At 58.1% G+C, this 19805-nt stretch carries 20 protein-coding genes; 11 read left to right on the top strand and 9 right to left on the bottom strand.

The window, feature by feature from the left end:
* Positions 1 to 2: 2 nt before the first annotated feature.
* From dam to trpS, 4 genes are read left to right on the top strand one after another with little or no spacing between them, the layout of a single operon-like run.
* The gene (gene dam / locus ABLV04_RS13155; protein ID WP_004202178.1) at positions 3 to 830 is read left to right on the top strand and encodes an adenine-specific DNA-methyltransferase; all 828 of its coding nucleotides are present in this window, start codon (positions 3 to 5) and stop codon (positions 828 to 830) included.
* Positions 831 to 847: 17 nt separating this feature from the next.
* Entirely contained in the window at positions 848 to 1525 is a 678-nt protein-coding gene (gene rpe / locus ABLV04_RS13150; protein WP_023291190.1) for a ribulose-phosphate 3-epimerase, read from the top strand.
* On the top strand, positions 1518 to 2279 hold the full coding sequence (gene gph / locus ABLV04_RS13145; protein WP_180266258.1) for a phosphoglycolate phosphatase: 762 nt from the start codon (positions 1518 to 1520) through the stop codon (positions 2277 to 2279). The genes rpe and gph overlap by 8 nt, the downstream gene beginning before the upstream one ends.
* Positions 2272 to 3276 carry a tryptophan--tRNA ligase gene (gene trpS, locus ABLV04_RS13140; protein ID WP_002920253.1) on the top strand — a complete coding sequence of 335 codons (1005 nt, stop codon included), beginning with the start codon at positions 2272 to 2274 and terminating at the stop codon, positions 3274 to 3276. The genes gph and trpS overlap by 8 nt, the downstream gene beginning before the upstream one ends.
* Positions 3277 to 3350: 74 nt before the next feature.
* On the opposite strand, the gene cysG is transcribed toward trpS, so the two are convergent.
* From cysG to nirB, 3 genes are all read right to left on the bottom strand, one after another.
* Positions 3351 to 4724 carry a siroheme synthase CysG gene (cysG, locus tag ABLV04_RS13135; RefSeq protein ID WP_023291188.1) on the bottom strand — a complete coding sequence of 458 codons (1374 nt, stop codon included), beginning with the start codon at positions 4722 to 4724 and terminating at the stop codon, positions 3351 to 3353.
* A 153-nt stretch (positions 4725 to 4877) separates the two neighbouring features.
* Positions 4878 to 5204 carry a nitrite reductase small subunit NirD gene (gene nirD / locus ABLV04_RS13130; protein WP_023291187.1) on the bottom strand — a complete coding sequence of 109 codons (327 nt, stop codon included), beginning with the start codon at positions 5202 to 5204 and terminating at the stop codon, positions 4878 to 4880.
* Complete coding sequence (gene nirB, locus ABLV04_RS13125; RefSeq protein ID WP_050533985.1) at positions 5201 to 7744, bottom strand: nitrite reductase large subunit NirB; 2544 nt, start codon at positions 7742 to 7744, stop codon at positions 5201 to 5203. Before nirB ends, nirD begins: the two co-directional genes overlap by 4 nt.
* A gap of 238 nt (positions 7745 to 7982) precedes the next feature.
* Here nirB and ABLV04_RS13120 point away from each other — a divergent pair, with 238 nt between their 5' ends.
* Positions 7983 to 9305 carry a cytosine deaminase gene (locus ABLV04_RS13120; RefSeq protein ID WP_032454219.1) on the top strand — a complete coding sequence of 441 codons (1323 nt, stop codon included), beginning with the start codon at positions 7983 to 7985 and terminating at the stop codon, positions 9303 to 9305.
* Here the strand turns inward: ABLV04_RS13120 and tsgA are convergent.
* Entirely contained in the window at positions 9302 to 10489 is a 1188-nt protein-coding gene (tsgA, locus tag ABLV04_RS13115) for an MFS transporter TsgA (RefSeq protein ID WP_004202192.1), read from the bottom strand. The genes ABLV04_RS13120 and tsgA overlap by 4 nt on opposite strands.
* A 277-nt stretch (positions 10490 to 10766) precedes the next feature.
* On the opposite strand from tsgA, the gene ppiA reads away from it, so the two are divergent.
* The 5 genes from ppiA to ABLV04_RS13090 all read left to right on the top strand — a co-directional run bounded on the left by ppiA (position 10767) and on the right by ABLV04_RS13090 (position 14107).
* Positions 10767 to 11336 carry a peptidylprolyl isomerase A gene (gene ppiA, locus ABLV04_RS13110; RefSeq protein WP_002920238.1) on the top strand — a complete coding sequence of 190 codons (570 nt, stop codon included), beginning with the start codon at positions 10767 to 10769 and terminating at the stop codon, positions 11334 to 11336.
* A 106-nt stretch (positions 11337 to 11442) separates the two neighbouring features.
* A complete protein-coding gene (locus ABLV04_RS13105) occupies positions 11443 to 11610 on the top strand; it encodes a YhfG family protein (protein ID WP_004202194.1) in 168 nt (55 codons plus the stop codon).
* Positions 11600 to 12202, top strand: coding sequence for a putative adenosine monophosphate-protein transferase Fic (locus ABLV04_RS13100; RefSeq protein ID WP_180266259.1), 603 nt, complete (start codon positions 11600 to 11602; stop codon positions 12200 to 12202). The genes ABLV04_RS13105 and ABLV04_RS13100 overlap by 11 nt, the downstream gene beginning before the upstream one ends.
* Before the next feature lie 31 nt (positions 12203 to 12233).
* Positions 12234 to 12797, top strand: coding sequence for an aminodeoxychorismate synthase component 2 (gene pabA, locus ABLV04_RS13095; RefSeq protein WP_044524952.1), 564 nt, complete (start codon positions 12234 to 12236; stop codon positions 12795 to 12797).
* A gap of 89 nt (positions 12798 to 12886) precedes the next feature.
* Positions 12887 to 14107: an aspartate aminotransferase family protein gene (locus ABLV04_RS13090; protein ID WP_032454216.1), complete on the top strand. Its 1221-nt coding sequence runs from the start codon at positions 12887 to 12889 to the stop codon at positions 14105 to 14107.
* On the opposite strand, the gene ABLV04_RS13085 is transcribed toward ABLV04_RS13090, so the two are convergent.
* Both ABLV04_RS13085 and crp read right to left on the bottom strand, forming a co-directional pair.
* Positions 14097 to 16175, bottom strand: coding sequence for a YccS/YhfK family putative transporter (locus tag ABLV04_RS13085; protein ID WP_180266260.1), 2079 nt, complete (start codon positions 16173 to 16175; stop codon positions 14097 to 14099). The two genes, ABLV04_RS13090 and ABLV04_RS13085, sit on opposite strands and share 11 nt — an antisense overlap.
* Before the next feature lie 51 nt (positions 16176 to 16226).
* Positions 16227 to 16859, bottom strand: coding sequence for a cAMP-activated global transcriptional regulator CRP (crp, locus tag ABLV04_RS13080; protein ID WP_000242758.1), 633 nt, complete (start codon positions 16857 to 16859; stop codon positions 16227 to 16229).
* Between the two features lie 306 nt (positions 16860 to 17165).
* Here crp and ABLV04_RS13075 point away from each other — a divergent pair, with 306 nt between their 5' ends.
* The gene (locus ABLV04_RS13075; RefSeq protein WP_023291180.1) at positions 17166 to 17570 is read left to right on the top strand and encodes an OsmC family protein; all 405 of its coding nucleotides are present in this window, start codon (positions 17166 to 17168) and stop codon (positions 17568 to 17570) included.
* A 55-nt stretch (positions 17571 to 17625) separates the two neighbouring features.
* Here ABLV04_RS13075 and ABLV04_RS13070 read toward each other — a convergent pair whose 3' ends face one another.
* The 3 genes from ABLV04_RS13070 to ABLV04_RS13060 are packed head-to-tail and all read right to left on the bottom strand — an operon-like array spanning position 17626 to position 19745.
* A complete protein-coding gene (locus ABLV04_RS13070; RefSeq protein WP_004202201.1) occupies positions 17626 to 18495 on the bottom strand; it encodes a phosphoribulokinase in 870 nt (289 codons plus the stop codon).
* A gap of 36 nt (positions 18496 to 18531) precedes the next feature.
* Complete coding sequence (locus ABLV04_RS13065) at positions 18532 to 18750, bottom strand: YheU family protein (protein WP_002920151.1); 219 nt, start codon at positions 18748 to 18750, stop codon at positions 18532 to 18534.
* Complete coding sequence (locus ABLV04_RS13060; protein WP_072096663.1) at positions 18747 to 19745, bottom strand: hydrolase; 999 nt, start codon at positions 19743 to 19745, stop codon at positions 18747 to 18749. Before ABLV04_RS13060 ends, ABLV04_RS13065 begins: the two co-directional genes overlap by 4 nt.
* Between the last annotated feature and the right edge of the window lie 60 nt (positions 19746 to 19805).

Here is a 19805-nt window from a genome sequence, read left to right as displayed (position 1 = left end):
GCATGAAAAAGAATCGCGCTTTTCTAAAGTGGGCAGGGGGGAAGTACCCCCTGCTTGACGATATTAAAAAGCATTTGCCGGAAGGTGAGTGCTTAATCGAGCCCTTTGTGGGCGCCGGGTCGGTATTTCTCAATACCGACTTTTCTCGTTATATCCTCGCGGATATCAACAGTGATTTAATCGGCCTGTACAACATCGTCAAATTGCGCACCGACGAGTATGTCGCTGCCGCCCGCGAGATGTTTACCCCGGAAAACAACGTCGCTGAGCGCTACTACCAGTACCGTGATGAATTCAACCAGAGCCAGGATCCGCTGCGTCGCGCGGTGCTGTTCCTGTATCTGAACCGTCACGGCTACAACGGCCTGTGTCGCTACAATTTGCGCGGCGAATTCAATGTGCCGTTTGGCCGCTATAAGAAGCCCTATTTCCCCGAGGCTGAGCTCTATCATTTTGCCGACAAGGCGCAAAACGCTGAGTTTTACTGCGAATCTTATGAAGAGTGCATGCAGCGTGCGGATAGCCGCACGGTGGTGTATTGCGATCCGCCCTATGCGCCGTTGACGGCGACGGCGAACTTTACCGCCTACCACACCAACAGCTTCAACCTGGAGCAACAGGTGCTGCTGGCGCAAAAGGCGGAATCGCTGATGAAGAAACGGATCCCGGTGCTGATTTCCAACCACCGCACGCCGTTGACGCAGGAGTGGTATAAAAACGCGGCAGAAACGCATATTGTGAAGGTTCGGCGCAGCATCAGCAGCAACGGTGGTACGCGTAAAAAGGTGGACGAGCTCTTAGCGCTCTACCGTCCGCCTAAGACCAAATAAATTTCAAGGAGATGCGGATGAAGCAGTATTTGATTGCCCCTTCGATTCTGTCGGCTGATTTTGCCCGTCTGGGTGAGGATACCGCGAAGGCGCTGGCGGCGGGTGCGGATGTCGTGCACTTCGACGTCATGGACAACCACTACGTGCCGAACCTGACGATTGGCCCGATGGTGCTGAAGTCGCTGCGTAACTACGGTATTACCGCGCCGATCGACGTCCACCTGATGGTGAAGCCGGTCGACCGCATCATTCCTGATTTTGCCGAAGCTGGCGCCAGCATCATCACCTTCCACCCGGAAGCCTCCGAACACGTCGACCGCAGTCTGCAGCTTATCAAAGAGCACGGCTGCAAAGCGGGCCTGGTGTTTAACCCCGCGACGCCGCTGAGCTATCTCGATTACGTGATGGATAAGCTGGACGTGATCCTGCTGATGTCGGTTAACCCGGGCTTTGGCGGCCAGTCCTTTATTCCGCAGACGCTGGATAAACTGCGTGAAGTGCGCCAGCGCATAGATGCGTCCGGCTACGACATTCGCCTGGAAGTGGATGGCGGAGTGAAAGCGAGCAATATCGGCGAAATCGCCGCGGCGGGTGCGGATATGTTCGTTGCCGGTTCGGCGATCTTCGGCCAGCCGGACTACAAGAAAGTCATTGATCACATGCGTAATGAATTAGCGAAGGTGAGTCATGGATAAATTACAGGCGATCCGCGGCATCGCGTTTGATCTCGACGGCACGCTGGTGGACAGCGCGCCGGGTCTGACCGCCGCCGTTGATAACGCCCTCTACGCCCTGGAGCTGCCGGTGGCGGGAGAAGAACGCGTCGTGACCTGGATCGGCAACGGCGCCGATGTTCTGATGGAGCGGGCGCTGACCTGGGCTCGCCAGGAGCGTGCAACGCTACGTGCGGCGATGGGCAAGCCTTCCGTCGACGATCATGATATTCCACAAGAGGAACAGCTGTGCATTTTGCGTAAACTGTTTGACCGCTATTACGCCGAAGCGGCGGAAGAGGGCAGTTTCCTGTTTCCGGCAGTGGCCGATACGCTCGGCGCGCTGCAGGCCAAAGGCCTACCGCTGGCGCTGGTGACCAATAAGCCGACGCCGTTCGTCGCCCCGCTGCTGGACGCGCTCGATATGGCGAAATACTTTACCGTGGTGATCGGCGGCGATGACGTACAGAACAAAAAGCCGCATCCGGAACCGCTGCTGCTGGTGGCGCAAAAGCTCGGCCTGACGCCGGAGGCGCTGCTGTTCGTCGGCGATTCCCGTAATGATATTCAGGCGGCCAAAGCGGCAGGCTGCTGCTCTGTTGGCCTGACCTACGGCTATAACTATGGCGAACCGCTTGCGCTGAGCGAGCCGGACTATCTCTTCGACCAGTTTAATGAACTCTTACCCGCTCTCGGGTTACCGCACAGTGAAACTCAGGAATTGAAACATGACTAAGCCCATCGTTTTTAGTGGCGCACAGCCCTCAGGTGAACTGACCATTGGCAACTACATGGGTGCGCTGCGTCAGTGGGTAAACATGCAGGACGATTACCACTGCATCTATTGCATCGTGGACCAGCACGCCATCACCGTGCGCCAGGATCCGCAGCAGCTGCGTAAGGCGACGCTGGACACCCTGGCGCTGTATCTGGCCTGCGGCATCGACCCGCAGAAAAGCACTATTTTCGTTCAGTCTCACGTGCCGGAACATGCCCAGTTAGGCTGGGCGCTGAACTGCTACACCTATTTCGGCGAACTGAGCCGCATGACCCAGTTTAAAGACAAGTCCGCGCGCTACGCGGAGAACATCAACGCCGGTCTGTTTGATTATCCAGTACTGATGGCCGCTGACATTCTGCTGTACCAGACCAACCAGGTTCCGGTGGGCGAAGATCAGAAACAGCACCTTGAACTGAGCCGCGATATCGCCCAGCGTTTTAACGCCATCTACGGCGATATTTTTAAAGTGCCTGAGCCGTTTATCCCTAAATCCGGCGCGCGCGTGATGTCGCTGCTGGAGCCGACGAAAAAGATGTCCAAGTCCGACGACAACCGTAACAACGTCATCGGCCTGCTGGAAGACCCGAAATCGGTGGTCAAGAAGATCAAACGTGCGGTCACCGACTCCGACGAGCCGCCGGTGGTGCGCTACGACCTGAAAGAGAAAGCGGGCGTCTCCAACCTGCTGGATATCCTCTCCGCGGTCACCGGGAAAACCATTCCTGAGCTGGAGCAGCATTTCGAAGGCAAAATGTATGGCCACCTGAAAGGCGAAGTCGCCGAAGCGGTATCGGGCATGCTGATTGACCTGCAGGAGCGCTATCACCGTTTCCGTAACGACGAAGCGTTTCTCAATCAGGTGATGAAGGACGGCGCAGAAAAGGCCAGCGCGCGGGCTTCTCAAACCCTGAAAGCGGTATACGAAGCGATTGGCTTTGTCGCCAAGCCGTAAGCGACGCAACAGCTAAAAAGGGCGGGATTATCCCGCCCTTTTTTATGCCTGTCGTTCACACCGTCAGGCGAAGGTTAGTGGTTCGAGAACCAGTTCAGTTTATCCCGCAGACCGACCACACGGCCGACAATGATCAGCGCCGGGCTGGCCATCTGCTGCGCCAGAATATCCAGCTGTCCTAAGGTGCCGCTGACCACTTTTTGCGTCACGGCGGTGCCGTTCTCGACGATGGCGGCAGGCATATCTTCCGCCATGCCGTGGGCGATAAGCTTCTCGCGGATCGCCGGCGCCTGGTTCAGACCCATGTAGAACACCAGGGTCTGTTTCTCCACCGCCAGGTTCGCCCAGTCCAGCTCGCCGCCGGTTTTCAGATGGCCGGTGACCAGGCGGACGCCCTGGGCGAAATCGCGATGGGTCAACGGGATCCCCGAGTAGGCGGAGCAGCCGGAGGCGGCGGTGATGCCGGGCACAACCGAGAAGGGGATCCCCGCCTCGCAGAGGGTCTCCAGCTCCTCTCCGCCGCGGCCAAAGATAAAGGGATCGCCGCCTTTCAGCCGGACCACGCGTCTTCCTTTTTGCGCTTCGCGCAGCAGGATCTGGTTGATCTCCTCCTGCGGCACGCAGTGATAGCCTGAGCGCTTGCCGACGAACACCCGGTCGGCATCGCGGCGCACCAGATTCATAATGTCGTCGGAGACTAGCCGGTCATAGACCACCACGTCGGCCTGCTGGATCTGCTGCAGGCCTTTAAGCGTGAGCAGCCCGGCGTCACCTGGGCCGGCGCCAACCAGGACGACCTCGCCGCGATGCTCTAACGGCTCGGTCAGCAGCTGCTCGGTGGTATCCGCCACCGCCTGCCGATCGTCATTGGCCAGCGACTGCGCCAGCCGGTCGTTAACGAACAGCTTCTCCCAGAAGCGGCGGCGTTCGCCTACGGTGGCAAACTGTTGCTTCACGCGCGCGCGCAGATGGCCGGCGTAGCGGGCCAGCTGGCCAAGATGCAGGGGTAAGACTGACTCCAGCTTCTCGCGCAACAGGCGCGCCAGCACCGGGGATGTCCCGCCCGAGGAGACGGCGACCATCAGCGGCGAGCGGTCGATAATGGACGGCATGATAAAGCTGGCCTGGCGCGGGGCATCCACCACGTTACAGAAGATACGCCGCGCTTCGGCCGCGTCGCTGACCTGCTGGTTCACCGTCTCATTATCGGTAGCGGCGATGGCCAGCCAGCAGTTGTCCAGCAGCGAGGGGATAAACTCCCCCTGCACCAGGGTTAGCATCTGTGAATCGGCCCACACATGAAACTGCGGGGTAAAGTCGAGCGCATTGACCGTGACGTTTGCGCCAGCATCCAGCAGCAGACGGGCCTTGCGTTCGGCGACATCCCCGCCGCCAACCAGTAAACAATCACGCTGGCGCAACTGGCAGAATATGGGTAAGTGATCCACAGAATAACCTCATAAAAATAAGGGGTAGAAAATGAGTGGTCGTAGAATAGCAGCAAAGGTAATACAAAACATGCGACATATCCCGCACTCATGCGCTGTCGGTCAGAAGTGTTACTTATATCTCCCCCCGTGGCCGGGGGGAGGATGCGGGACTCACGCCTTAAGCTGAACGTGGCCGTCTTTTACCCGGGCGTCGAAACGGGCGATAGAATGGCTGGCATCTTCCATACACAGGCCGTCGCTCAGGCGGAAACGTTGTTTTTTCAGCGGGCTGGCAACCCACAGGGCGCCGTCATGCTCGGCGATAATGCCGCGAGACAGTACGCTGGCGTTAAAGAACGGATCAATGTTGCTGATGGCGAACACCCTGTCGTCATGATAGGGACGGAAGATCGCCACCTGCTGCTGACCGAGCAGGGCGCAGACGCCGGTGGCGGGCAGGATGTCGTCAATGTTGCAGATGTTTACCCACTGGCTCATGCTTTTTCCTCCACCAGAGTAACCGGGATGCGCTCATACGGCGTGGCCGGGCGATGCTGGTCACGTTCTGGCACCACCTGAACGTTCGGGTCGCGCTGGTCGCTGTTGATAAAGTGTTTGAAGCGGGTCTGCGCCGCCGGGTTATTGACGGTCTCGGTCCACTCGCAGGCGAAGGCGGCGCGCAGGCGAGCCAGCTCCTCTTCCAGATGGTCGTTCAGACCGAGCTTGTCATCGATGATGACGCTGCGCAGATAGTCGATCCCGCCTTCCATGTTGTCCAGCCACGGCGCGGTGCGGGTCAGCTTATCGGCGGTGCGGATGTAGAACATCATAAAGCGGTCGAGATACTTAATCAGCGTCTCGCGATCGAGGTCCGCGGCCAGCAGATCGGCGTGGCGCGGCTTCATCCCGCCGTTACCGCACACGTACAGGTTCCAGCCTTTCTCGGTGGCGATGATCCCGACGTCTTTGCCCTGGGCTTCCGCACATTCGCGGGTACAGCCGGAGACGCCGAACTTCATTTTGTGCGGCGTACGGATGCCTTTGTAGCGATTTTCCAGTTCGACGCCGAAGCCGACGCTGTCGCCGACCCCGTAGCGGCACCAGGTGCTGCCGACGCAGGTTTTCGCCATCCGCAGCGCTTTGGCGTAGGCGTGGCCGGTTTCGAAGCCCGCTTCAATCAGCTGCCGCCAGATCTCCGGCAGGTCGTCTTTCTGCGCGCCAAACAGGCCGATGCGCTGGGAACCGGTGATTTTGGTGTACAGATTGAATTCACGAGCGATACGGCCCACGGCGACCAGCCCTTCCGGCGTGATTTCGCCGCCCGCGGAGCGCGGAATGACCGAGTAGGTGCCATCTTTCTGGATGTTGGCGAGGAAGTTGTCGTTGGTGTCCTGCAGCGGCGTGTGCTGAGGCTTGAGGATGTACTCATTCCAGCAGGAGGCCAGCAGGGAGCCGACGGTCGGTTTACACACTTCACAGCCGTAGCCCTGGCCGTGTTTGGCCAGCAGTTCGTCGAAGGTTTTGATGCCTTCCACGCGGATCAGGTGGAACAGCTCCTGGCGGGAGTAAGCGAAATGTTCGCACAGGTTGTTGTTGACCTCGATACCCTGTTTCGCCAGCTCGGCGTTGAGCACCTGGGTGACCAACGGGATACAGCCGCCGCAGCCGGTACCGGCCTTGGTTTCCGCTTTCAGCGCCGCGACGGTATGGCAGCCTTTATTGATGGCGGCGATCAGGTCGCCTTTGCTGACGTCGAAGCAGGAGCAGATTTGCGCGCTGTCCGGCAGTTTATCGACGCCGATCGACGGCTTGCCGCTGCCGGCGTGGGCCGGGAGGATCAGCGAATCCGGATTCTCCGGCAACTCGATGGCGTTCAGCACCAGCTGCAGCAGGTTGCCGTAGTCGCTGGTGTCGCCGACCAGCACCGCGCCGAGCAGGGTTTTGTTATCGGCGCTGACGATCAGACGCTTATAAACTTCTTTGCTTTCGTCGAGATAGACGTAGCTGCGGGCGCCCGGCGTGCGGCCGTGGGCATCGCCGATACCGCCCACGTCTACACCCAGCAGCTTCAGCTTGGCGCTGAGGTCGGCGCCGGTGAAGCTGTTTTCACTGCCGAGGAGGTGGTCGACGGCCACCTGGGCCATTTTATAACCCGGCGCGACGAGGCCATACACGCGGTTGTTCCAGCTGGCGCATTCGCCGATGGCATAGATATCCGGGTCGGAGGTCTGGCAGCTATCGTTGACCATGATGCCGCCGCGCTGGGCAACCGCCAGTCCGCACTGGGTGGCCAGTTTATCGCGTGGGCGGATCCCGGTAGAGAAGACGATGAAATCGACCTGCAGCTCGCTACCGTCGGCGAAGCGCATGGTTTTGCGCGCCTCGGTACCCTGCTGAACGATCTCTTTGGTGTTTTTGCTGGTGTGAACTTTCACGCCCATGCTTTCAATTTTGCGCCGCAGCTGCTCGCCGCCCATCTGGTCGAGCTGCTCGGCCATCAGCATCGGCGCGAATTCGATAACATGGGTTTCGACACCGAGGTTTTTCAGGGCGCCTGCGGCTTCCAGGCCGAGCAGGCCGCCGCCGACCACCGCGCCGCGTTTGCTGCGACGGGCGCAGGATTCAATGGCGTTAAGATCTTCAATGGTGCGATAGACGAAGCAATCCTGAGTTTCCGCGCCTTTAATCGGCGGGATCCATGGGTATGAGCCGGTCGCCATAATCAGCTTGTCGTAGAACACCGTGCGCCCGGCGCTGGAGTGGATCACTTTCTCCTGGCGGTTGATGGTGATGGCCCGTTCGCCGACCAGCACCTTGACGCCGTGTTTCTCATAGAAACCTTCGCGGACCAGCGACAGCTCTTCTGCGGTATGGTGGGAGAAATAAGACGACAGGTGGACACGGTCGTAGGCGATACGCGGTTCTTCACAGAACACGGTAATGTCGAACTGTCCGGCAGGCGCCTTATCGAGAAGCTCTTCGATAAAGCGATGGCCGACCATGCCGTTACCGATAATAGCGATTCTGACTTTGCTCATTTTTGCCTCGATTTCTTTTCTATTACCGCCTACCTTAACGATTCAGCCATCAGGCTTATTGATGCAAATCAATGACAACTTCACCTACCACTTAATGGGTATATAATTGATTTGTCTGTAATTTTCTAAGTTGTGGAAAACGCTGGCTTTTCCTTTTTGCCGATTTTGTGTACAAGAATTGGGTGGGTCGCGATTGGGGTTGAGTAGAAAACAAGCCGTATTGAATAGAGAGGGTGATATGACAGCAGCGCCGCTTTGGTTGATTCAGAACGTACGCCTGGCAGACCGCGACGGCCTGTGGCAGATAGCGATAGATAAGGGCCGCTTTGGCGAGATCACACCGATGGGGGAGGCGCGGGACGAAAGCTACGAGGTACTGAACGCTCGCGGCGGTCTGGCGATCCCGCCTTTTATTGAGCCGCATATCCATCTGGATACCACCCAGACGGCCGGTGAGCCGAACTGGAACCAGTCCGGCACCCTGTTCGAGGGGATTGAGCGCTGGGCGGAGCGGAAAGCGCTGCTCAGCCATGAGGACGTTAAAGCCCGGGCGTGGAAAACCCTCAAGTGGCAGATCGCCAATGGCGTGCAGTTTGTCCGTACCCATGTCGATGTCTCCGATCCAACGTTGACGGCGCTGAAGGCGATGCTGGAGGTCAAAAAGGAGGTGGCGCCATGGGTCGAGCTGCAGATTGTCGCTTTTCCGCAGGAGGGGATCCTCTCTTACCCCAACGGCGAGGCGCTGCTGGAAGAGGCCCTGAAGCTGGGGGCGGATGTCGTCGGGGCGATCCCGCACTTTGAGTTCACCCGTGAATATGGGGTGGAATCGCTGCATATCGCCTTTCGACTGGCGCAGAAATATGACCGCCCGCTGGATATTCACTGCGATGAAATTGACGATGAACAGTCGCGCTTTGTTGAAACCGTTGCCGCGCTGGCGCTGAAGGCGGGGATAGGGCCGCGGGTGACGGCCAGCCATACCACCGCCATGCACTCCTATAATGGCGCCTATACCTCGCGCCTGTTCCGCCTGCTAAAGCTCTCCGGCATCAACTTTGTCGCCAATCCGCTGGTCAATATTCATCTGCAGGGCCGGTTTGACGACTACCCGAAGCGACGGGGCATTACCCGGGTGAAGGAGCTGATGGCGGCGGGGATCAACGTTTGCTTTGGTCATGATGATGTCTTTGACCCGTGGTACCCGCTGGGGACCGGTAATATGCTGCAGGTCCTGCATATGGGGCTGCACGTTTGCCAGCTGATGGGCTACCAGCAGATTAACGACGGCCTGCAGCTTATCACTGACAACAGCGCCCGCACGTTTGGCCTGACCGATTACGGCATCGTCAGCGGCAACCCGGCTAACCTGATCATCCTCCCGGCGGAGAATGGCTTTGAGGCGGTACGCTGCCAGGTGCCGGTGCGCTGGTCAATTCGCCAGGGAAGGGTGATCGCGATTACCCAGCTGGCGCAAACCTGGATCCAGACCGACCGCGGTGGCGAGGCGCTCTCTTTTATGAGGAACAGCCCCCTTGCGGACGCAAAGGGGCCGAAGGCTTAGTGAGACGCCGCCTGCGCGTTGTTCTGGCGGTGACGGGAGACGAAGCCGAGGATAAAGCACATCACGAACACCACGGCGTAGAGGCCGTTAGCGGTGTGCAGCGCTGCCAGCGGACCGCTGGCAGCCACAATCGGGCCGGTGACCACGAAAGTCAGCATGGTGCCGATGGTGCCGCAGGTGAGGATAAAGTTCACCAGCTTTGGTGAAGCGACTTTAGTTTGCTGCGAACCGAGCGTAATGATCGAGGTGTAGATGGCGCTGGAGAAGAAGCCCAGGGTCAGAATAAACCACGGCATATGCTCCGGCGAACCATTTATAAACAGGTACATCAGCACCGTCGCGAGGCCGGCGAGGACGGTTAAGATGCGCTGCAGGTCGAAGAAGCGCAGGATAAAGCTGAATGACCACATGCCGATCATGTAGGACATCCAGAAATCGCTCACCAGTTTACCGGCATCGCCGAGGCTCATGCCCAGGCTCTTGGCATATTCCGGTACCCAGGAGATAAAGCCCAGCTGACCGAGGATGTAGCACAGCGCCGCGACGGAGAGGAACAGCACGCCGATGCCCCACTTCTCTTTCACCACCGGCTGGCTGTTTTCGCTCTGCGCTTTTTTGCCGAGCACCGGGAAGTCACAGCCGAATGTCAGGACGAAAATAGCGACATACACCAGACCGATACAGGCGTAGACCCAGTACCACTCGATGCTGCGCGCCAGCAGGACCGCGGCGACCATCGGAAAAATCATTCCCGCCATGCTAAAGAAGGAGTCGGTAAACAGCAGACGCGCCCCGCGCTGACGGCCTTCATACATATGGGTGATCAGGAAGGTCCCGATCGACATGGTGATCCCGCTGACCAGGCCGAGAACGAACATCGACGCGGAGAACAGCGCCAGGCTGTGGCTGAGCATCAGGCCGGCCACCGCCAGCACCATTAAAATAAAGCCAAAACGCAGCTGAGTTTTCAGCGGCACGATCTCCATCAGCCAGGCATTGAGGAAAATGGAGATCAGAATACCGGCGTTCAGAAAGGTAAAGGTGTTGCTCATACTGGAAACGGGCAGATGGAAATAATCCGCAATGTTACCCATCACCATCCCGGTGACGATCACCAACGCGCCGGTCAGGGCGTAGGAGAAGAAGCTGATCCATGTGAGCTTAATACGGTTGCTGTTAGTCATGACTGGCCTGTGAATAGAAAGGTAAAGCGCGTTGACGCTGCGCCGGGCGGACAGATTTTAGTCGTTCAGGTGATGTAATTAAATGTTTATTGTGAAATACGTTATCTTTTGCATGTTTTAATGTGACTTGCATCACGCTTTTTTCGGCGCAAGGGAGAACGTTTGCGCGGTTACAATTATTACAGCTAAGTAAAATTTGGTAAAAGGCTGGCCCAGGATGCAAAGGCTCTTTAGAATCAAGGCACTCGCTTTTATTCTGCTCCGTTAAGGAATTTCCATGCTCAAATCAACACTGGCGGCGATGGCTGCCGTTTTCGCCATTTCAGCTTTCTCCCCGGCCATGGCGGCAAAGGGCGATCCGCATGTGCTGCTGACCACCTCGGCAGGTAACATTGAGCTTGAGTTAAACAGCCAGAAAGCCCCGATTTCCGTGGATAACTTCCTGAAGTACGTTAACAGCGGCTTCTACAACAACACCACCTTCCACCGCGTGATCCCGGGATTCATGGTGCAGGGCGGCGGCTTTAACGAGCAAATGCAGCAGAAACAGCCTAACCCGCCGATCAAGAATGAAGCAGACAACGGCCTGCGCAACACCCGCGGCACCATCGCGATGGCGCGTACCGCCGATCAGGATAGCGCCACCAGCCAGTTCTTCATCAACGTGGCGGATAACGCCTTCCTCGACCATGGCCAGCGCGATTTTGGCTATGCGGTGTTTGGCAAGGTAGTCAAAGGCATGGACGTTGCGGATAAGATCTCCCAGGTCCAGACCCATAACGTCGGCCCATACCAGAATGTGCCGACTAAACCGGTTGTTATCCTCTCTGCGAAAGTGCTGCCCTAATCCTCCCGCGGCGCGGTGGTTTATCGCCGCGCCCGGTTGCCTCCCGGCATAACCTGTAATTGCTGCTTATACTTGTGGCACACAGGGGACGATAAGGGGGGCGACGATGCGTCCACTCACCGATAAGCAAAAATCCCGGCTCTGGGAACAGACACGTAATAGCAATTTTCAGGCCAGCCGTCGCCTCGAAGGCGTATCGGTGCCGCTGGTTACGCTGACTGCCGAGGAGGCGCAGGCTCGCCTCGCGACGCTGCGGAGGGAGTATGAGCGATAAATTTGGCGATGAACGCGATCCTTACCTCTATCCGGCGCTGAACGTCCTGCGCAACCGCCTCGGCATCCGCCAGGCTAAAACGCTGCAGCAGGCTGCCCTGGAGATGACGTCCCTGCGGGCGGCCACCCTGCCGCTGGGCCCGCGGGTGCGCGGCTTACCCTATCTGTGCGCTATTCATCATCAGCTGTATCAGGATCTGTTTGACTGGGCGGGTAGGCTACGTGAAGTGAACCTCTACCTGGGCGATACGCCGTTCTGCCACTTTGCCCGCATCGAAGAGGAGGGGAACGCCCTGATGCAGGCCCTGGAGCAGGAGGATTATCTCTGCGGCCTGCCGCGGGATACCTTTATCGAACGCCTGAGCTGGTTCTATGGTGAAATTAATGTGCTGCACCCTTTTCGTCTCGGCAATGGCCTGACCCAGCGCATTTTCTTTGAACAGCTGGCGATACATGCCGGCTATCTTCTTGACTGGCGTGACGTCGATCCTGCCGCCTGGAGCACCGCCTGTCAGCAGGGCGCGATGGGCGATCCGGACCCGCTGGCGGCGATCTTTAGCAAAGTGGTAAGCGAAGCGCGGGAATCTGAGTAGAATAGCCCGGTTTGATTGTTCCGGAGCCGCTATGATCCTGCTTATCGATAACTATGACTCTTTCACCTGGAATCTGTATCAGTACTTTTGCGAACTGGGGGCGGAAGTGCTGGTCAGGCGCAACGATGCGTTGACGCTGGAGGAGATAGCGTCGCTGGCGCCGGAGAAGATAGTGATTTCGCCTGGTCCCTGTACGCCGGATGAAGCGGGGATTTCCCTCGCGGTAATCCGTCACTATGCAGGGAAAACGCCGCTGCTGGGCGTCTGCCTCGGGCATCAGGCGATAGCCCAGGCGTTTGGCGCGACCATTGTGCGGGCGGCGCAGGTGATGCATGGAAAAACCTCGCTTATCGAGCATAACGGCGAAGGGGTGTTTCAGGGGCTGAATAATCCTTTGACGGTGACCCGCTATCATTCGCTGGTGATTGACCCGCCGACGCTGCCGCCTGAGTTTATCGTCACCGCCCGCAGCGCCAGCGGTGAGATTATGGGGATCCGTCATCGCGACTGGGATCTCGAGGGCGTGCAGTTCCATCCGGAAAGCATCCTCAGCGAACAGGGCCATCAATTGCTGGCGAACTTTATTAAGCGGTGATTTCGGTTGCCATTGACTGATTTTTTATGCATATTTTGTGATTAGATTATCATAATCGCATCTGCATAACGAAGAGGGATGGGCAAGACATGGCAACTGAACAACCGGCAATCACCCGCGCCACATTCGATGAAGTTATTTTGCCAATTTATGCACCGGCAGAATTCATCCCGGTAAAGGGAAAAGGCAGCCGCGTCTGGGATCAGCAGGGCAAAGAGTATGTTGATTTCGCCGGCGGTATCGCGGTGACGGCGCTCGGCCATTGCCACCCGGCGCTGGTGGCGGCGCTCCACGAACAGGGCGAAACGCTGTGGCATACCAGCAACGTCTTTACCAATGAGCCAGCGCTGCGCCTGGGACGTAAACTTGTCGATGCCACCTTCGCCGAGCGAGTGGTGTTTATGAACTCCGGTACCGAAGCCAATGAAACGGCCTTTAAGCTGGCGCGTCACTATGCGGTGACCCGCCATAGCCCGTACAAAACCAAAATCATCGCTTTCCATAATGCCTTTCATGGTCGCTCCCTGTTTACCGTCTCCGTCGGCGGGCAGCCGAAGTACTCCGATGGTTTCGGCCCGAAACCGGCGGATATTGTCCATGTTCCCTTCAACGACCTGCAGGCGGTAAAAGCGGTGATGGATGACCACACCTGCGCGGTGGTGGTGGAGCCGATTCAGGGCGAAGGCGGCGTGACGGCAGCGACGCCGGCGTTCCTGCAGGGGCTGCGCGAACTGTGCGATCAACACCAGGCGCTGTTAGTCTTTGATGAAGTGCAGTGCGGAATGGGGCGTACCGGCTCGCTGTTTGCCTATATGCACTATGGCGTAACCCCGGATATTCTCACCAGCGCCAAAGCGCTGGGCGGCGGTTTCCCGGTCAGCGCCATGTTGACCACCCACGAGATCGCCAGCGCCTTCCATGCGGGTTCCCATGGCTCAACCTACGGCGGCAACCCGCTGGCCTGCGCGGTCGCCAACGCCGCTTTCGATCTGATCAATACCCCGGCGGTGCTGGATGGCGTGAACGCCAAACGCGAACTGTTCGTCAAACACCTGCAGCAGCTGGATGCCGAGTTTGATCTGTTCAGTGATATTCGCGGGATGGGCCTGCTGATTGGTGCCGAACTCAAGCCGCAGCACAAGGGCCGCGCGCGTGATTTTCTCTATGCCGCTGCGGAAGCCGGCGTCATGGTGCTTAACGCCGGGCCGGACGTGATGCGTTTTGTTCCCTCGCTGATCATCGAAGAGCAGGATATTGCCGAGGGGATGGCGCGCTTTGCCCAGGCAGTGGCAAAGGTGATTAACGGCTGATCTTCCGCAGCCAGATGCCGTGATGCGGCCGCTGACGCCATGCCACTGACGAAATGGTGTGCATGGTGTTCAGATGGCCCAGAATGCGTTGCAGATGCTGCTCCAGGGTGCTTAACGGACCGATCGGCACCTCGCTTTCCGGTGACTCCATAATATTGACATCCCCTGCGCTGCCGGGGCCATCGCTGTCCAGCCGCTGCTGACAGCGCTGCAGGGCAATCTCACAGGATTCGAGATAGCGCTGGGCAAGATCCGGGGTGAGCATCGTATGCTCCCGGGCCAGAGTGGTCATGGCGTTGATGTGTTCGACGATAAACTGGCTGTGCGTCACCCATAGCTTCATATCTTCCAGGTAGTGGGTATTAAACCCGGGCTCCTGCATCGCCTGATTCAGGGAGTTGTAGAGCGCGTTGTGCGCCTGATTGACGCGCATGCGCTGGTAGGCCAGCGCGGGCGCTTTGGGGTCGGGGCTGAGGATCAGGCGAATCGCCTGCTGGTCGGCCTCCAGCGCATCGTGGGCGTTTTTTTTCAGCAGGCCGCTCTGCCACTGCGGCCACAGCCAGACCATCCCGCCGAAGGCGATCAGGCAGCCGATCAGCGTGTCGATCAGCCGGGCGATAATAAACTGTTCGCCGTTGAGCGTCAGAAGCTGCAGGGTATATACCGCCGTCACCGTAAACCCCACCATCGCCCAGCCATAGTGTTTGCGGATGATCAGGTAGCTGAGCAGGGTGATCAGCAGCATCCCGCTCAGGGTATAGCTCTCCGGAACGTGAAAGTGCAAGGTCAGCCCGGCGATGATCAGGCCGGCGAGCGTCCCCGCCGCCCGGTGGACAATACGTACCCGCGTGGCGCCATAGCCGTTCTGTGTCACGAAGAGGACGGTCATCAGGATCCAGTAGGGCTTCGGCAAATGCAGGGCGTTGCCCATCAGGCTGGCGATGCTCAGCATCACGCTGATGCGGGCGGCGTTGCGCAGCGCGGGCGACTTCAGCGACAGATAGTTCTTTAGCGCGGGAAACAGCGGTAAACGACGCTCTTTGTCAGCCATCAGATCCCGGGCATACAGTGGGCGCTGGGTATGCAGCACCCGGGCGATGCGGCTGAAGTGCCAGGCGCAGAAGTGGCCGACCGGGTTATCCGGATGCTGGCGGGCGATTTTTTCCAGGGCGCCGATCTGTTTATCCATCTGGAAACGCTGCGGAAAACGATGATAGAGAATGTCATCCGCCAGCACCCGCAGGCGGGCGGCGACGGTCTGCGCGTTCCAGCGGATCACCGCTTCGGCATGGCTGCGCTCAACCAGCTTTTGCACCTCTTCTGGCTGATGCAGGCTGACCGAAATATGCTCCTGTAGATCCAGCCCCATCTGGAACGCCCGCAGAAGACGTTTGTGGTCGTTACGTTGGTTGGCGGCCAGCATATGCATCTGCTGATAGCACTGGGTGATTAAATCGACCACCTTCTGCTGGCGGATGAGCAGCGGCGGCAGGGCGGTCGAGGGATCGGTATGCTGGGTCAACAGGCTATATTTGGCTTCGCAATAATTGGCCAGTTCCCGGTAGAGCAGACTGAGCGACTCCCGCAGCGGCTGTTCGCGCCACAGCCAGAACCAGAACCAGTTAAACACGCCGTACCATAGCGTGCCGAAGGCGTAGATCAGCAGCGGCTCCCAGACGGGCATATTGCCCGCCAGGCTCAGGGTAAAGATGGCGGCGATCAGCGACGCGGGCAGCAGGCGCGCGTGCAGCGAACTGATTTCCGCGGTGACGCCGAGCAATAGCGCCAGGCCGCTGAGAATAAGCGGCAAAGGTATGGTCTGGGCGAGCAGCAGCTGCACCACCAGGCTGCATCCGGCAAACAGACAGCCGCCGATAATCAGACGCTTAAAAAAGCGCTTATGCGGAGTGTCGAGACCGGCGATGTTGCAGCAGGCGGGAACTAAGGAAAACAGGAGTCCCTGCTGGAGATGGCCGAGCAGAAGACCGATGGCCACAGGCAGACACAGCACCAGCGTTTGCCGCAGTGCATAGTTGACTTCCGGGTGGTAAATCAGCCTGCGCCACATGAGGGAAAAACAAAAACGGCGTACTGCAGGAGCAATACGCCGCTTAGCAACTTAACGGGTGCCGTAGACGACGATAGTTTTACCGTGTGCGGAAATCAGGTTCTGATCTTCCAGCATTTTCAAAATACGGCCAACGGTTTCACGAGAGCAGCCGACGATCTGACCAATTTCCTGACGGGTAATTTTAATTTGCATACCGTCCGGGTGGGTCATGGCATCGGGTTGCTTCGCCAGGTTCAGCAGCGTCTGGGCGATACGGCCCGTCACGTCGAGGAAGGCGAGGTTGCCCACTTTCTCAGACGTCACCTGCAGACGGCGAGCCATTTGCGAAGAGAGACGCATCAGAATGTCCGGGTTCACCTGGATCAGCTGACGGAATTTCTTATAAGAGATCTCGGCCACTTCACATGCGGTTTTCGCCCGTACCCAGGCGCTACGCTCCTGACCCTCTTCAAAAAGGCCTAATTCACCGATGAAATCGCCCTGGTTGAGGTAGGAGAGGATCATCTCTTTACCTTCTTCATCCTTGATGAGTACAGCCACGGAGCCTTTAACGATGTAGTACAGCGTTTCTGCTTTCTCACCCTGGTGGATCAGCGTGCTCTTTGATGGGTACTTATGAATGTGGCAATGAGACAAGAACCATTCAAGGGTAGGGTCTGTTTGCGGTTTGCCAAGCACCATGCGCGGTTATCCTCTGTTATAAGCTATCTCCGGGCGCCGACACTACACGGCGTCCGGGCATGCAATCGTATTGTTTCCCTATACCTGGGAAGCTGGCTGATGATTTTTCGACAGCCTGTAATGTGAACTCCTCTGCATACATGCAGTACATCAATGTATTACTGTAGCATCCAGACTGTTTTAGCATAGCTTTCGCCGCATGTCTCCTGGTGTCTCGCTTCAGCATGACGCAGGTCGCCTTCCGTTGCGAGAATTGTTATGTGCGCGTAATCTGACAGGAATATTGCGATACTGGAGTTAAATTTTATGCAAGCGCGTGTGAAATGGGTTGAAGGGTTAACCTTTATCGGGGAGTCCGCGTCAGGACACCAGATTCTGATGGATGGCAACTCCGGAGATAAGGCGCCCAGCCCGATGGAGATGGTGCTGATGGCGGCGGGCGGTTGCAGTGCGATCGATGTGGTCTCCATTTTGCAAAAAGGTCGTCACGACGTGACCAACTGCGAAGTGAAGCTGACCTCTGAGCGTCGGGAAGAGGCGCCGCGCCTGTTCACGCATATTAATCTGCACTTTATCGTCACCGGTAAGGCGCTGAAAGATGCCGCAGTCTCCCGCGCGGTGGATCTGTCGGCAGAGAAATACTGCTCGGTGGCGCTGATGCTGGAAAAAGCGGTGAAGATCACCCACTCCTATGAAGTGATCGAGGCGTAGTCTTCGCCTGCTGATGTGAATGATCTCAACCCCGGCCTGGCCGGGGTTTTTTCTGTTAGCCGATCTTTCGGCCTTCCATCAGACGCTCGACCAGCGGCGCCATAATAAGCTCCATCGCCAGCCCCATTTTACCGCCCGGCACCACCAGGGTGTTCATGTGCGAAATAAACGAGCCCTGTAGCATCGCCAGCAGCCAGGGGAAGTCGATGTTCTGCAGGTTGCGGAAATGGATCACCACAAAGCTCTCGTCCAGAGAGGGGATCGCTTTCGCGGCAAACGGGTTGGAGGTGTCCACCGTCGGCACGCGCTGGAAGTTGATGTGGGTGCGGGAAAACTGCGGGGTGATGAAGTTAATGTAATCTTCCATCGATCGGACGACGGAGTCCATCACCGCCTCCCGGGAGTGGCCGCGTTCGCTGGTGTCGCGAATGAGTTTCTGGATCCACTCCAGGTTAACGATAGGCACGACCCCGACCAGCAGGTCGACATGGCTGGCGACATCATGCTGCGGCGTGACAACCCCGCCGTGCAGCCCCTCATAGAACAGCACGTCCGTCGGCTCCGGCAGCGGCTGCCATGGGGTGAAGGTTCCCGGCACCTGATTCCACGGCACGGCTTCGTCATAGGTGTGCAGGTATTTACGCGACTGGCCTTTGCCATGGCGGCCATAGTCGACAAAGGTCTGCTCCAGCAGGCCGAAGTCGTTCGCCTCCGGGCCAAAGTAGCTGATATGTTTGCCCTGATCCCGCGCTTTGCGGATCGCCATGTCCATTTCCGGGCGGGTGTAGCGATGAAAGCTGTCGCCTTCCACCTCCGCGGCGTGCAGATTTAGCTGCGCGAAGATTTTGCGAAAGGCGAGGCTGGTGGTGGTAGTGCCCGCGCCGCTGGAGCCCGTGACGGCGATCACCGGATGTTTGGCAGACATAACAACTCCCTGGTTAAACGATGTAGTGGCGTCGCCTTAGCCGTTAAACAGGGCGCGCGGCATAATATTGACCGTCTCATGCAGTTCCGACCACACGAGGACCGCCTCTCCGCGTTTCAGCTGCTGTTTTACATCGGCGACTTTATCGGCAAGTGAACGTTCATGTTCACCATAATCGGTGCCTTCGCGTAACACAAAGCTTTCAATCAGGTTATCCAGCGTTTCGGGATCCAGATCCTGCCAGGGAATAATCATACGGGAACCTCCAGCCAGCGGTTTAACCAGTCGGGAATGCGTCTTTCCAGCCACATCTCCGGTTTACGCAGGGTGCCGCCGACGAAGCCGACGTGGCCGCCTTGTTCAGTCAATTGATACTCAACGTTCGCCGGCAGTTGCTCCTGCGGGGGAATGGAGTGGTGGTCCATAAACGGGTCGTCTTTCGCATGGATGATGAGCGTCGGCTTAGTGATATCGCTGAGCCGCGGCATGGCGCTGCATTGCCGGTAATAATCCAGCGCATCGGCGAAGCCATGGATTTTGGCGGTGATCATATCGTCAAATTCCCGGATGCGGCGCATCCCTTTGAGCTGGCGTAAATCGACGGGCAGCGAGCCAGGATACGCTTTCAGCTTACGTGAGGCGTTGGCTTTTAACAGATTGAGCAGATAACGCTGATAAACTCGCGAGAAGCCCTTATCCATATGATAGCTGCAGGCTTCCAGCATGAAAGGCGCGGAAACGATCACCGCCGCATCCAGCGGGCAGCGGTCGCCTTCTTCTGCCAGCAGGCAGCCCAGCATGTTGCCGCCCAGCGAATAGCCGACGGCGGCGGTCGGCGCGGGGCCAAACTCGCGCTGCAGCCAGTGGAGAAACCAGGTGCCATCTTCCGTTTCGCCGGAGTGATAGATGCGGTGATTGCGGTTAGGTTCGCCGCTGCAGCCGCGAAAGTGCATGACCACGCCCAGCCAGCCGCGCTGCATCGCCGCGTGGATCAGGCCATGGGCATACGGGCTGTGCAGACTCCCTTCCAGACCATGAAAGACGACCAGGCGCGGCTTGTGGCGCGCCTGGTGCGGGTCTTCGCTCCAGGCGAGATCGACAAAATCGCCGTCCGGCAGCTCAAGGCGCTGCCAGTGCGGGGTAAAGCGCAATTTACGGCGGATCAGCCGCGGCAGCATGGTTTGCAGATGACGATTGCCCACGCCGCGCATGGGATGGAACTCACGCGAATCGTTTTCGGGGGGCGTCATGTCTGTGGGGATGATTTCAACCATAGCACCAGAATAATTAATAAACGTGATGATGACTAT

The sequence above is a fragment of the Klebsiella sp. JN_Kp127 genome, from assembly GCF_040062505.1.
Taxonomy (GTDB): domain Bacteria; phylum Pseudomonadota; class Gammaproteobacteria; order Enterobacterales; family Enterobacteriaceae; genus Klebsiella; species Klebsiella quasipneumoniae.
The sequence above is the reverse complement of the archived record's forward strand: the minus strand, read 5'-3'. Positions and strand labels throughout refer to the sequence as shown.